Genomic DNA, 12420 nt, shown 5'->3' with positions numbered 1-12420 from the left:
ACACCTCCCACCAGATCGTATCGTTGGGGTCTTGCGGCAGCGCTTCCAGATCATCTGTCCAGAAGGTTTCGAGACGGGCCTTTCGGATGGCCTCAATCGGTTCAACGAATGACTTGTATGGCGGGTTTTGACCTTTTTCAGTCAGTTCGCCCGACTGGTAGTCGGCCAGAATGCTTTCAAGTACCGGCTTTGCGTCTTCAGGAACAAACAGGCCAACGATCCGAGTATCGGCAGCTCCCAGCTTTGCAGAAGCCGGTTTCAGATGGCTTTTCTTCCTCTCCAGACTATCCGGGCTGGCGTTCGGTCTAAGCTCGACTTCCAAATAGACACCAGCAGCGGGAGATACCCGTTCATCGCGCGGACGATCTTGCTCAAAGTCGTTTGCTGCCTGCGAGAACTGCCCTCGGAGCATTGCGCCATGCTGCTGGCGGTCCCGAGGAGGAGGCTTCCGGGAAAACGCTCATTGGTGGACTTGAAGTCCGCGCGCTCCCGTCTGCTTTCGATGTTGATATGCGGTAAGGAGTACTTGGATGCCATCTACTACTTGTTCACTGCCGAAGGTCGAAACGCCTCTCGCATTTCTCGCCTGTCATTCAGCCTGCGCAGCAGATCGTCCGATGTCACGTTCTTCCGCTCAGCCAAGATTGCGCTTTTCACCGCGTCTTCTGTTGCGCGGGCAATCTCAGACTGGCTCAACCCTTGGGCCGATGCAAGAATGCTCTTCCACTTCAGGTTGGGGAATTTCATTGGCCGCAGATTGAACTTGATGATCGTGCGGATTTCTTCGTCAGTGGGCGGACAGAATTCCATAACCAGATCGAACCGGCGCAACAGAGCCGGGTCGAGCAGGTCTGGATAATTCGTTGCGCCAATGATCACGCTGTCCGTGGAATTCGGCTCTTCCATGAATTGCAGGAAAGAGTTCAACACGCGGCGCATCTCGGCAACGTCATTCGTCGCGCCTCGATTTCCTCCGACAGCATCGAATTCGTCAAAGAGATATACCCCCCGGTGACGGGCGGTTTCGTCAAAAACGAGCCTCAACTTGGCGGCAGTCTCACCCATGAAGCGCGTGATCAGGCTTTCTAGGCGGATTACGAACAACGGCAACCGCAACTCACCAGCCAAGGCTTCCGCCGACATCGTCTTGCCCGAACCCGGTGGTCCGACGAAGAGAACACGCCGGTTGGGCGTCTTGCCATGTTCGCGGAGCCAGTCACGCTTGTGCTGTTGCAAGACAACGTCATCCAGCCGCGCACGCAACGAGGCGTTCATGACGACGCTTTCAAGATCGAAGCGCGGCGGGCGCATCTCGATCAAGTCGGCAAGATCACCACGCGGGGACGCGAAAGGCACGGCGACGGTTTGGCCCGACGCCGCCTTCTCCCGCGCCTTGTCTACAGCGGCCCTCAGGTCTTCTGCGAGTGTACGACGCCCTTGCCGGGCCTCTGCGGCGGCAACCTGCAACGCAATTGAATAGAAATGCTCGTCGTCACCGTCCGCCTTGCTCTGGAGCATAGCCAGTATCTGCTTTGCGTTGGACATGCTCCAGACCCTTGGTGCTTGCGACGATTTCCTTTTTCCCAACGGGTTAGTCTGTCGGACCGTCTCGATTTTGTGCGAAGATCGCAAATCCTCGCTGATTTGTCGACGGGAATTCGGCACCCCAAGCAAAAACGCGACAGTGTGAGCGTAACGCCTCTGGCGAAAAAAGTCAGCTAAGACGTTCCGCAACGCAGCATGACGGTCAATGATGAAGGTCCGGTTGGGGCCGACCACGTCTGGCGTACGGCTTCAGTCCAGATCGACGCCGCCGAGGCGCGGCGCATGTACATGCGTTCGGATTAGGAACGCAGCGCCCGCGCCCGCGATGGCGCCGAAGAGATGCGCCTCCCACGAGACGCTGGGTTGGCCTGGAAAAACGCCCCAGAGAAGGGAGCCATAGAGGACACCGACCACCAGTGCCGCGCCCAGCGTGATCGGGGAGCGATCCACGAGGCCGCGCGCGACGAGGAAGCCATACCAGCCGAAGACGAGCCCTGACGCGCCGATATGGATGGCCGAGCTTCCGAACAGCCAGACAAGACCGCCGCCGAGGCCGATCACCACGGCGTTCACGGCCAGCAAGGCCCGCGTGGTCGTAGCCACCAGCAGCCCACCCATCACCAGGAGCGGCGGCGTATTGGCCATCAGGTGCGCGAAGCTTCCATGCAGGAGGGGCATGGCGATGACACCATCCAATCCGCTGACATGCCGGGGGATCAGGCCGAAGGCCGGGTTCAAACCGTAACCGAAGATCCAATTGACGACCTGGACCGCCCAGAGCAGCGCTACAAAGGCGACAAGCGCCGCGGTGCGCCCAAAGAAGACGCGCATGTGATCCCGGTTCATCATGTTGGCGACAGTAGACGTCACCACAGCGCCTTCAATGGTTTTCGCGCGCAGCACAGGGTGCCACCTCCGGGAAAGGGGGTCGCGGCGGCCAACCTCGGTAGGGCTCAAGCCAAGAGAATGGCTCCGATCTTAAACGGTGTTCCCAGGCCGCCGCGGCATGATTTCACGCTCGGGGCGCTTCAGGGCTTCGGCGTATTTACGGGCATTGTCGTCAATCGTGCTGTGCCAGAGCTTTGAGACAAAGGCCTGGGCGTCTTGAACGGTCATGTCTTTCAGCGAAGAGGACAGCACCATGAATAGCTCATCTTCGCTAATCGAGGCGGCGCGGTGCATGGCATCCGCGTAAAATGACGGGTCGTTGAGAACCTGCTCGCGCAGCGGCATCCGCGCGAGATTCTCCTCCGGGATCGCCATGAAGATCGTGTCCTGCAGGTCGGTCAGATACGCACGCCGCGATGTGGACACCGGCTTTCCCGCAGCCTTGGCCTCCAGAACTGCCTGCTTTGTCCTGTCGAGCTTTGCCCTTGCATGGGTCATGAGGACATCACGCTGTCGTTCAGGCAGCGCAAATCCGGTGCAACGCTCGATATGAGCAAGAAGCTCTGCAACCTCTGCGTCTACATCAAAGCTCTCGAACCACGGAGCTTTTCCTAGTCTCGCCACCATGCGCCTACCCTCGTCCATTCAATAATATATTATCGTATATCATAGTCAGCAGATCGCAAGCAGATGCGTGCTTCGTGCAGCCAGACATGAAAAAGGGGAACCGTGATCCCACGGCTCCCCTTTCGGTTCAGATCGTCTCACCTCGCGCGCTGATCAGGCAACCAGCGACAGCCCCGCGCCCGCGTCCTGCGGCTGCTCACCGCTGTCGATGAACGGGATGATCGAGAAGGTCTGCCCGCCGCGCTGCTCTTCGTTCTGCACGGCGTTGACGCGCAGGTCCCCATCAGGCGTGTTGATCAGCAGCGACAAGTAGTCATTGCCCGTGCGGCTGCTCTTGGCCATCCAGGCCGAGCCGACGCGGATCGGCGTGCCCCGGGGCGAGCTGACCTCGATCCGGTAGTCAGGGTGGGTCTCCTCGGTCTTGTAGCTGTTCTCGATCAGGATGAACTCCAGATCGAACATCATGTTGGCGATGTAGCCAGTGAAGGCGTTGTCGGCGTCCATGGCGGTGAGCTCGCCCGAGATCGAGCCGGATTTCATCAGACCGTTCGAGACGAGCGGGATGATCTCGAATTCGCCGCTCTGGGCCGCGCGCGCCTCTTTCGTCTGCACCGCGTTGACCCGGAACGGGCCCAGGCCGACATCGATCTGCATCGAGATGTAGGGGTTGCCGCTGGTATTGCCGGTTTCGTTCCAAGCCGTGCCGATGCGGACCTTGCGGCCCGACTTGTTGATCGCCGTCACGTCGTAATCCGGGCTGCGTGCGGACATTTTCGGGCGGGTTTCGAGCTGGATGGCGACATCGAAGCGCGTCGAATGGATCATGCCGGTGTACTCGGCGGCTGCGGTCGCGACATTGCGGGTGAGGGTTCCTGCGAACATGGGATGGTTCCTTTTCAGATTGGCCGGTGCCCGACGTTCTTGCCAGCGCATCCGGGATTGCTTTCTCGACCCCTCCTGGGATCACAAACCAGAAAGCCTGCTTTCCTTTCAACCCCGCCCACCCATCAGAGCTGCTGTCCGAGTGGGAATGCCCCCGCGCCTCCGGGTGCTACGCCCCTCCCCTGCCCGTTTGGTCTTGATTGGCTGCCCGGATTTTCCGCGCCGTCCTTCGATCGCGCGACGAAGAACTCCGCCTCTTTGCCGTTCAACCGGTGCCCGCTTCGGTCGGTCAGGCCGATGCAGCTATCATTCGGCACATAGGTGATGAGGTACTGACCGAGCCGGTCCTTGTGCACAACGTAGCCGGTATTGACCCAATGCACGGTCTGACCGGCATCGACGGCGGTCTTGATTTCATCGAGTGTCATGCGAACCTCCTTACGAAGAATGGTGGGTAAACGACGCAAGAAGCCCGATATTCCGACCGGGCTTCCATGCAGCATTCGTTTGGCAAACGACCGAGAGCTGTCAGGCACCTTGCATGGCTTGCGTCGCGCGTGCCGCCATCCAATCCTTCAGGCCGAGAACCGTTCTGCCGGCTGCGACCTCGGAGGCCCAGGCGACCCTTGGATCGCCGCAGGGCTCGGAGCCGACATGCCGGTCGATATGGCCATTGGCCATCCATGGCTCGGGCTGGATCCGTCGCAGCCAGTCCGCCATGCTCGGGATGCGGCCCTGGCAGTCTTCGCGGACATGCTGTTCGCCGATCCAGCGCACGGGGATATCCCGACCTGCGCTATTGGTCAGGGTCAGGCCAAAGACACGTTCGGCCTCGAACAGGCCTTGGGCGTGGTGACGCAAGGCCCGATGCGTGAAGAGCGCGAGGTGCTCTTTCGAACCGTCAAACCAATCGTGCACGGCCTGATAGTCAGACGGCACCCCGCCGAATTTCCGGGCAGAGCTTTCAGCATGATGAAGCGGATGGGCCATATCACAGACCCTCGTCATAGCTGTGCGAGCATTCAACGTAGCGGTCCGCGTGATCGAGGGTGAGGCTGTCGTTGCGCAAGTCCCAGGTCAGCGTGCCATAGCCGCCCTCATTGTTCTCGAACCCCGGATGATGGTGATAGGCGAGCGTCCAGGCGAAGACGCCAACCTCTGTGGCAAGCAGTTCCGGCAGTTGGACCTCTGCAGGCTGCACCGTCACATCCTCGACATTGCCAGAGTCGCCATAGCCTTCGTATTCGGCAGTGACCTCGCTGATGCCAAGGGCGCGCAATTGCACGATCAGTTCCGCTCGGGTCTCCTTCAGGTTGGTTTCGCGCTCTGCGCGCCACTGAGCCGCCATTGCGGCATAGTCGATCTGGGGATTGGTCATGGGTCTGTCCTCTTTTCTGCGATTGGGGGGCCCGGCGCGGCATTGGCCCGCGCGCGCCCGGAAAGCGCAGACCGGCCAAACCCCGATCCGCGACGCCCGACCCGAAGCCCGCTTTAACCTTTCAGGCGGCTTGGTCTGACGTGATAGCAGGCCCCCGCCCGACGATCCGGGCCAGAATGCTGCCCGTGTCGACCCCTTCCCCATGCGGCAGGAACACCCGCAGCTGGAAGGCGATGATCTCAGTGAAGCAGCCGAGAGCCTTGAGAGATTCAATCATGCCCCGATCCGCACCGCCCAGCTCGAGGCGCATCTCACCTGCGACCCGGCGACGGGTTAGGGTCAGGCCCCGGCCCAGATCGACCGGCGCGGTGGTGCCGAGAGCGGCAGTCAGCATCTCTTGCGGCGTTTGCGGGTTGGAGACAAGGAAGCGGGCGCGGAGCGCGGCCGCCCCTTCTTCCCTCAACGTGCGCCCGATCATGGCCGTCGCCCCGTCAGGCGTGACCCTGTAGATGCGTTCATTCGTGGTCGGAATGTCCTTCCAGATCGGCAACAGCAGCCCGGTCAGCAGGTAGAGCTTGGTCGTGGTGGTTTTAGGCAGGGACGCGGCCTCGGCATCCCAAAGCCCTGCAAACTCAGGCTTGCCGATCTCTTCCCAGGCCGAGGACGCGAACCGCACCTCTTCAAGATAGCTGGACCCATTGGGTCGCACCACCTTGCGCATGAGCGTGACGATATCCTCGTCATACATCTGCATGGGCCGCGCCGAGATGAGCGCCGCACGCCCCGAAGCGCGATTGACCATCGGCAGCTTGTCGGGATTGCGCGACAGGGCGTCATCCGCTGACAGCACACGGACCGGGTCGGTGACCTCCAGCCCGATGATGCGCGTCACGGCGCCGGATTTCGGGCAGGTCCAGAGATCCTCGGTGGAGACCTGTTCGATCTTTTCGCCACGCAGGGTTTCCACCCCGAGATCGAGCGTGCCCGCCGCGCGCGCCCGTTCCGTCTGGTCGGCAATCCTCGCCATGAATTCGGCAAAGAGCGCGTTCTGCATGTGGATGGGCAGCGCCAGCACCCGGTTCAGAAACCGCTGGATCGGGGGAAGCTCCTCGAGCAGCACGCCGTCCTTGTCGATCAGCCGGAGGGCCGTCCAGTCGGTGAAGCTCTCGTAGCTCATTGCCTCGGCGCGCCCGGCGGCAAGATCGGCGAAATATCCACGCAAAGCTGCCCGTGCGATCGGGCTTTCCAGATTATCCTCCTCGCGGAACATGCCCTGCGACCCGGTTTCGCGCTGGCCCTTGGTCAAGGCCCCCAGCTGGTCGAGGCGCTTGGCGATTGTCGAGGTGAAGCGCTTCTCGCCATGCACATCGGAGGTGCAGACCCGGAAAAAGGGCGCGCTGACCTGGGCCGAGCGATGCGTGCGGCCGAGCCCCTGGATGGCCGCATCGGCACGCCAGCCGGGCTCCAGAAGGTAGTGCCGGCGCCTCTTCTGGTTCTTGGCCGTTTGCGCCGCGTGATAGGATCGGCCAGTGCCGCCTGCATCAGAGAAGATCAGGATATCCTTTTCGCCGTCCATAAAGGCTTGGGTCTCGGAGGAATTGCTGCTGGCGGCGCGCTTTTCGATGAAGAGATGACCATCCTCGGCCTTGAGGGGCCGGAGAGACCGCCCCGTGACCTCGGAGACAGCCTCCTCGCCAAAGGCCCAGAGGATCTGATCGAGCGCTGAGGGGACCGGGGCCAGAGTCATCAACTCCATCATAGCCGCATCGCGCAAGCCGAGCGCCTCGCGCGAGACCACCAGCGCGCCGGTCTCATCCCGGAGTGGCTCGGCCACCATGTTGCCGTCAATCTCCACGAGCTTTTGCGCATGGATCGGGAAGGCTTGCTCGAGATAGCTCAGAACATAGTCGCGCGGCGTTAGCGCGCCCTCGACCAGCTCGTCCTCTGGGTCCATCGTCTCAAGCCGACGTTTCAGCAGGCTCTCACCCGTTGAGACCACCTGGATGACGCAAGCATTGCCCGCCGCCAGATCGTCCTTGATGGCGCGGATGATGGTCGGCGCCTTCATGCCCATCAGGAGATGGTTGAAGAAGCGCTGTTTCGTGCTTTCAAAGCGAGACTTTGCAGAGGCGCGTGCGGCCGAGGCATTGGTCTCGCCCGAGGCATCGTTGACACCGGTCGCGGTCAGTGCCGCCTCGAGATTGTGGTGGATCGTCCGAAACGCACCTGCATAGGCGTCGTAGATCTCGATCTGAGCCGGGGTCAGCGCGTGTTCGAGCAAATCATATTCCACGCCATCGAAGCTGAGAGCACGGGCCGTGTAGAGACCGAGCGTCTTGAGATCGCGTGCGACCACCTCCATGGCGGCGACACCGCCCGCCTCCATGGCCGAGACGAAACTTTCGCGGCTCTGGAAGGGGTATTCGGGGCCCTGCCCCCAGAGCCCCAGCCGCGCGGCATAGGCGAGGTTGTGGACGCTCGTCGCTCCCGTGGCCGAGATGTAGAAGACGCGAGCGCGGGGTGCTGCCAGTTGCAGCCGCAGGCCCGCAAGGCCCTGTTGGGAGGGTTTGACCCCCCTGCCCTGCTCGGATCCTGCCGCGTTCTGCATCGCATGGGCCTCATCGAAGGCCAGCACACCGTCGAAGTCTTCGCCCATCCACTCAAAGATCTGGCTCAGTCGCGTGGTGCCGCATTTGCCCGCGGACCGCAGCGTGGCGTAGGTCACGAACAGGATACCGTCACCCATAGGGACGGGCTGGTCCGGTTTCCATTTGGAGAGCGGCTGGATGTCGGCGGGCGAGCCGCCGAGATCGGTCCAGTCGCGGATGGCGTCCTCGATGAGCGTGGCGGATTTGGAGACCCAAATCGCCTTCCTGCGCCCGGAAAGCCAGTTCACGAGAATGAGCCCCGCGCATTCGCGGCCCTTGCCGCAACCGGTGCCGTCGCCGAGAAAGTACCCAAGGCGATAGGCCCGTGCGTCTGGGTCATCATCGGCGCGCGTCAGCTTGGTCTGGTCGTCATCGATGGTAAACCGACCGGGCAGATCGCGCCCATGGGCATCATGCGCCATGATGATGGTCTCGAGCTGCGCCTCGGAGAGATCTCCCTCCTCGATCAACCGTGTGGGCAGGCGCAAGTCATCACTGCCCGTGTTTGAGGGCATGGGCGGGGCAACCGAGGCCATGGCGATGCTCTCGACCAGCGGCGTGGGATGTTCCTGCGCACCCGCGATCTCGATCCGCTGCGGGCGGTAGCGCGCATAAATGTCCGAGATAGGCTTGTTGTCGCGCGGGGTCTCAAGGCTCGTGAAGCTGAGCGGGCGGACGGCCGTGGCCCGAGGTTTGGAGGCGGCGACAGGCGCAGCGGCGGTCTTGCGCGGAGCAGAGGATGGAACGGTCGGCCGAGCATGAGGGGTCGCTTCAGCCCGTTGGGCGGGACGCATCTCGGGCCGGGTTGCGGCCACGGCGTCGACATATGCCAAGGCTTCATCCAGATCCCGCACAGGGACGCGGATCATTTCGCCGTCCTCCTGCACCTTGTCGAAGACCATCAGCTGGGTTTCGACAGAGGTGCCAAGCTTGCGGTAGACCTGTCCCGGCATCGTGATTGCCAAGCGCGGCGTGAGCAAACCGCAGGCGCGTGACCAATGCGCGGCATCGCGTTCGGGCGTGAATCCCGGCGGCATGATCGCCACCAGCCGCCCACCGGGTGCCAGGCGCTTGGCAGCCGCGATGAGATGCTTGGCGGCAATGTGCTTGTCTCGCGAGCGATCGACCGAGGAGGCGAAAGGCGGGTTCATCACCACGACGTCGGGTAGAACCGGGGTCTGCAGCAGATCATCGATATGCTCACCGTCATGGCCCGTCACATCGCCGCCAAAGACCGCGCGCAAAAGGCTCTGGCGAAAGGGGTCGATCTCGTTGAGCAGAAGTGTGGCACCAGCCCGGGTAGCGAAAGCAGCCAGGGCACCGGTGCCAGCCGAGGGCTCCAGCACGGTCTCGCCCTTGCGAATGGATGCCGCCCGCACGGCCATTGCCGCGAAAGGCAACGGCGTGGAAAACTGCTGCAGCCGGATCTGCTGCTCGGAGCGACGGGTTTCCGTGAGGAGCCGTGAGGCAAGCAGCTTTGCGGTGGCGATGTCACCTGCTGCACCGTCTCCACGCAGCAGCACCTGGATGGCCGCGGCCTGCATCAGGTCGTAGGCCATGCGCCAGTCCCAGGCACTGCCAGCATCGCTGCCATGAAACGTCTCGCGCATGATGCGCGCGAGCGCTGAGCTGCGCAGGGGTTGTTGGTCGATCTCCGCGCCAATTTGCGGCAGCGCAGAGGTGAGATCAGCGTCGGAGATTGAGAGAGCCGGGTTTGCCAGTTTGGGCTTGGACATGGGGATTTCCTTTGGATCAGGGTCTGAGTTCCAAAGGACAAAAAGCCCGCTTTCGCTTTTCAGGGTGAAGGAGGTCAGACCGCGCTGACCTCCAAGGCTTGGTCAGGACTTGGGTTCGACCTCCCGTTTCGCATCAATCAATGCCTGTGCGGCCTGCATCACCTGAACTTGAGATGTTCCCGTGCATTCCTCCTCCAGCGCGGCCTGCACCTTCGCGCGAAACCACGCGTCATACGAATTGACATCAACCGCCACGGAAATGCTCCTCGAGCCCGATATCCAGCAGCTTGCCGAGGTCATCGGGCATGTCTGCAACGTGCACAGCAATTGGGAAACGGTGCCCCGTCAGGTCAGGCGCGCATTGCTCCTCTAGCCCGAGGTGCTGCCTATCCTTTTCCGCCTCAATCATTGTGCTTTCTCCGACCCTATTATCAGCCGAGCTACATCTTCCAGCGGGGCGTCGTAAACGATAATGCCAAAGGGTCACAGCAAGCTGGCCCACTTACCGATCGGGCACCGCTTCAAGGGAAGTTTCGAACCGCTTGCCCGCCGCTTTAGCTTCTTTCAAGAGCGCGTCGAAATTGTCAGGTGGATTGCCATCTTCCAACATCCCTTTGAACGTCGCATAGGCATCCGTCTTGCTGCCGTAGGCGCGCAGGGTCTTGTCGTCGTTCACCCAGGCCACCACGATGACCTTCGCATCGCTGTTGAACCGATAGAAAAGCCGATACTGCTGGAAGAATTTCGCCCGGAACCAGTGCTTGCGGTGATCGCCGAGTGTGCCGCCTTGCCGGAAGGCGGCGGCACCCGGGTCCGCCGGTATGGCCTCGGTCACCAGCTTGAAGATGGCGGCCAGCCGTTTCGCGGAATTTTTCTTGCGCCAGGTCTTGGGATCGCGAGCCTTACGCGCTTCGACCTCCTCGATCAGCCCTTCGAGCTGGTCCAGAAAGAGCGGATGCCCATAAATCGACCATCCGTTTACGACAAGGGGCGCTCCTGCGGGCACGCTATCGCCGCTCATTCATCCTCGGGCGATAGCGGCGCATCGAGATCGATGTCAACGTCTCCGACCAGTGCTGCTAGACGGTCATGCAAAGCCCCATCGAACGCCCGAATGCGATCCGGATGCGCCTTGATATCGGCCTCGACAAAATCGAGAAAGGCGCCGAGCGCGGGATCGTCCTCGTCGCTGCGCACGGGCTCGATATAGACCCTGCCACTCGGCTCGGTACAGTAACGAATCTGGTCGCCCTTACCCAACTTTAGCTGTTTGCGCACACCCGCCGGCACGGTCGTCTGATACCGGTCCGTGAGTTTCGAGACATCTTGTGCGAGCGCTGTCATGGCAGTCTCCTGAAAGAAAAGGGTCTTTGCTACTCGTGATATGTAATGCATTTGCATTGTCATGTCAAGACAAGCCGCAGCATCTGCTGTCGCCGGGCAGGCCGATGAACCGTCCGGCGCAGGACCTAATCTCGCCCGACCAGGAACTCCGCCAGCACCGGGCTAGCCGCACCTTTCGCGGAGCTGAGCAGCTCCGAGCCCGCAAGCGAGGCCTTTGACAGGCGTACGAGCCCACCAGTTTCCTCGATGCGGTAGCAGCGGCGCTTTTGCCGCCCGCGCCTGTAGTGGGTCGCGGTGACAATCTGGCAGGTACTGCCATCGGTGAGCGTCACAGGTGCTGCGAGCTTGATCTTGTCGCCTTCCTCGTAGTCCGGGATCGACGCCCAGTCCCGGCAGCGCTGACGCCAGTCCTGGGCGTAGCTGTCCGGGTCTTTCAGGTCGGAGAGAAGCTCGATCAGCCCAAGCGGAGCACGAGATTCGTTCGGGCCAGCACTTTCCTCCATGTCCTTGTAACCCCAGCAGCCGTCATCGTATCGGGTGAGGAAGACAGCCCCGAAAGTGATGGAGCCATCAGGATCGGTCATATAGGTCGCGTCTTCGACAGCGGTGCCGTCGAGATTGGTGACCCTTGCCGCCGCATACCAGGTGGAGCCGACCTTGCAGGCCTTGACCAGTTCGGTTTTGCGCGTGTCGCCCGCAAAGGTGCAGAGCCGGGCAATCTCCGCTTTCTCGTCCGTGTAGGTCTGGACGCGGCGATCGGTGTAGAAGAGCCAACCCATTACGCTGCCCTCCGGTCATCGATCTCCATCAGCGCATCGAGGGGCACGCGATAAGGCTGCATCGCGTCGAAATCCTCGCAATTGCCGCAGTTCTGCACGATCGCGAAGGTGTCGCAGGCATCCTTGAGAATGACCCGGAAGGTGCCGCCGAGGCCCGAGGGCACCTCGTAGGTCCCGCCGATGAGATAGTCCGAGGCCCGGCGCACGAAGACGCGGATGCTGTGGCCATCGGTAGCGAGCCGGATGGCCCCCCGCCCCCGGTCGATGAGAACCTGCACATCGTCGAGGATGTCGGTGTAAAACTGGCCGGTCAGATCGCGAAACGCCATGCGGCGCTGCGCCATCCAGTCGGTATCCCGAAACGGGTTCATGCCATCTGCGAAAGCGAAGGAGGGATCGGCCTGCTCGGTGGTAACGATACGGGTGGTCGTACCATCGATGCCGTTTGAGCGCAGATGCACACCATTGCCGACGATGAGGATCAGGGCGGGCCTGTCCAGGGGCCCGTTCCAGTTGGGCAGGAAGGTTTTGCAGGCGCGCGCATGGGCGATTTGCGCCGCGACAGCGGAGGCAGAGAACTTGAGAATAGCCAT

General features: G+C 61.8%; 15 protein-coding genes. All 15 read right to left on the bottom strand.

Features of this window, described 5'->3' with window-relative positions; all coding sequences use genetic code 11:
- The coding region (locus AB4M76_RS01790; protein WP_368440093.1) for a hypothetical protein at positions 1-412 on the bottom strand (412 nt) is incomplete at its 3' end.
- Between the two features lie 128 nt (positions 413-540).
- The gene (locus tag AB4M76_RS01785) at positions 541-1545 is read right to left on the bottom strand and encodes an AAA family ATPase (protein WP_009815532.1); all 1005 of its coding nucleotides are present in this window, start codon (positions 1543-1545) and stop codon (positions 541-543) included.
- Between the two features lie 249 nt (positions 1546-1794).
- Entirely contained in the window at positions 1795-2448 is a 654-nt protein-coding gene (locus AB4M76_RS01780; protein ID WP_009815531.1) for a rhomboid family intramembrane serine protease, read from the bottom strand.
- 75 nt (positions 2449-2523) lie between these two features.
- Positions 2524-3060 (bottom strand): hypothetical protein, encoded by a 537-nt coding sequence (locus tag AB4M76_RS01775; RefSeq protein ID WP_368440009.1) that lies wholly within the window; start codon positions 3058-3060, stop codon positions 2524-2526.
- A gap of 153 nt (positions 3061-3213) precedes the next feature.
- Complete coding sequence (locus AB4M76_RS01770) at positions 3214-3942, bottom strand: DUF736 family protein (RefSeq protein ID WP_368440092.1); 729 nt, start codon at positions 3940-3942, stop codon at positions 3214-3216.
- 125 nt (positions 3943-4067) lie between these two features.
- The gene (locus tag AB4M76_RS01765) at positions 4068-4370 is read right to left on the bottom strand and encodes a hypothetical protein (RefSeq protein WP_368440008.1); all 303 of its coding nucleotides are present in this window, start codon (positions 4368-4370) and stop codon (positions 4068-4070) included.
- Positions 4371-4470: 100 nt separating this feature from the next.
- The gene (locus AB4M76_RS01760; RefSeq protein WP_368440091.1) at positions 4471-4932 is read right to left on the bottom strand and encodes a hypothetical protein; all 462 of its coding nucleotides are present in this window, start codon (positions 4930-4932) and stop codon (positions 4471-4473) included.
- 1 nt (position 4933) lies between these two features.
- Positions 4934-5320, bottom strand: a complete 387-nt coding sequence (locus tag AB4M76_RS01755) for a DUF6878 family protein (protein ID WP_368440007.1) — start codon at positions 5318-5320, stop codon at positions 4934-4936.
- Between the two features lie 121 nt (positions 5321-5441).
- Entirely contained in the window at positions 5442-9704 is a 4263-nt protein-coding gene (locus tag AB4M76_RS01750; protein ID WP_368440090.1) for a strawberry notch-like NTP hydrolase domain-containing protein, read from the bottom strand.
- A 102-nt stretch (positions 9705-9806) separates the two neighbouring features.
- Positions 9807-9959, bottom strand: a complete 153-nt coding sequence (locus tag AB4M76_RS01745; protein ID WP_248411066.1) for a StaA — start codon at positions 9957-9959, stop codon at positions 9807-9809.
- Complete coding sequence (locus tag AB4M76_RS01740) at positions 9949-10113, bottom strand: hypothetical protein (RefSeq protein WP_170850626.1); 165 nt, start codon at positions 10111-10113, stop codon at positions 9949-9951. The genes AB4M76_RS01745 and AB4M76_RS01740 overlap by 11 nt, the downstream gene beginning before the upstream one ends.
- Positions 10114-10206: 93 nt before the next feature.
- The gene (locus AB4M76_RS01735; RefSeq protein WP_368440089.1) at positions 10207-10725 is read right to left on the bottom strand and encodes a type II toxin-antitoxin system YhaV family toxin; all 519 of its coding nucleotides are present in this window, start codon (positions 10723-10725) and stop codon (positions 10207-10209) included.
- A complete protein-coding gene (locus AB4M76_RS01730) occupies positions 10722-11048 on the bottom strand; it encodes a type II toxin-antitoxin system PrlF family antitoxin (RefSeq protein WP_368440088.1) in 327 nt (108 codons plus the stop codon). The genes AB4M76_RS01735 and AB4M76_RS01730 overlap by 4 nt, the downstream gene beginning before the upstream one ends.
- A 125-nt stretch (positions 11049-11173) precedes the next feature.
- Entirely contained in the window at positions 11174-11827 is a 654-nt protein-coding gene (locus tag AB4M76_RS01725) for a hypothetical protein (RefSeq protein WP_368440087.1), read from the bottom strand.
- Positions 11827-12420: a regulator gene (locus AB4M76_RS01720; protein WP_368440086.1), complete on the bottom strand. Its 594-nt coding sequence runs from the start codon at positions 12418-12420 to the stop codon at positions 11827-11829. The genes AB4M76_RS01725 and AB4M76_RS01720 overlap by 1 nt, the downstream gene beginning before the upstream one ends.

The sequence above is a fragment of the Sulfitobacter sp. PS-8MA genome (assembly GCF_040933935.1).
In the GTDB taxonomy this organism is placed as follows: domain Bacteria; phylum Pseudomonadota; class Alphaproteobacteria; order Rhodobacterales; family Rhodobacteraceae; genus Sulfitobacter.
This window is presented reverse-complemented; position numbering and strand designations above follow the sequence as displayed.

Coding starts and splice junctions, on each gene's coding strand:
- AB4M76_RS01755 (WP_368440007.1), bottom strand. CDS start 5,320: ATGACCAATCCCCAGATCGACTATGCCGCAATGGCGGCTCAGTGGCGC.
- AB4M76_RS01775 (WP_368440009.1), bottom strand. CDS start 3,060: ATGGTGGCGAGACTAGGAAAAGCTCCGTGGTTCGAGAGCTTTGATGTA.
- AB4M76_RS01720 (WP_368440086.1), bottom strand. CDS start 12,420: ATGGCTATTCTCAAGTTCTCTGCCTCCGCTGTCGCGGCGCAAATCGCC.
- AB4M76_RS01760 (WP_368440091.1), bottom strand. CDS start 4,932: ATGGCCCATCCGCTTCATCATGCTGAAAGCTCTGCCCGGAAATTCGGC.
- AB4M76_RS01750 (WP_368440090.1), bottom strand. CDS start 9,704: ATGTCCAAGCCCAAACTGGCAAACCCGGCTCTCTCAATCTCCGACGCT.
- AB4M76_RS01740 (WP_170850626.1), bottom strand. CDS start 10,113: ATGATTGAGGCGGAAAAGGATAGGCAGCACCTCGGGCTAGAGGAGCAA.
- AB4M76_RS01770 (WP_368440092.1), bottom strand. CDS start 3,942: ATGTTCGCAGGAACCCTCACCCGCAATGTCGCGACCGCAGCCGCCGAG.
- AB4M76_RS01735 (WP_368440089.1), bottom strand. CDS start 10,725: ATGAGCGGCGATAGCGTGCCCGCAGGAGCGCCCCTTGTCGTAAACGGA.
- AB4M76_RS01730 (WP_368440088.1), bottom strand. CDS start 11,048: ATGACAGCGCTCGCACAAGATGTCTCGAAACTCACGGACCGGTATCAG.
- AB4M76_RS01785 (WP_009815532.1), bottom strand. CDS start 1,545: ATGTCCAACGCAAAGCAGATACTGGCTATGCTCCAGAGCAAGGCGGAC.
- AB4M76_RS01765 (WP_368440008.1), bottom strand. CDS start 4,370: ATGACACTCGATGAAATCAAGACCGCCGTCGATGCCGGTCAGACCGTG.
- AB4M76_RS01725 (WP_368440087.1), bottom strand. CDS start 11,827: ATGGGTTGGCTCTTCTACACCGATCGCCGCGTCCAGACCTACACGGAC.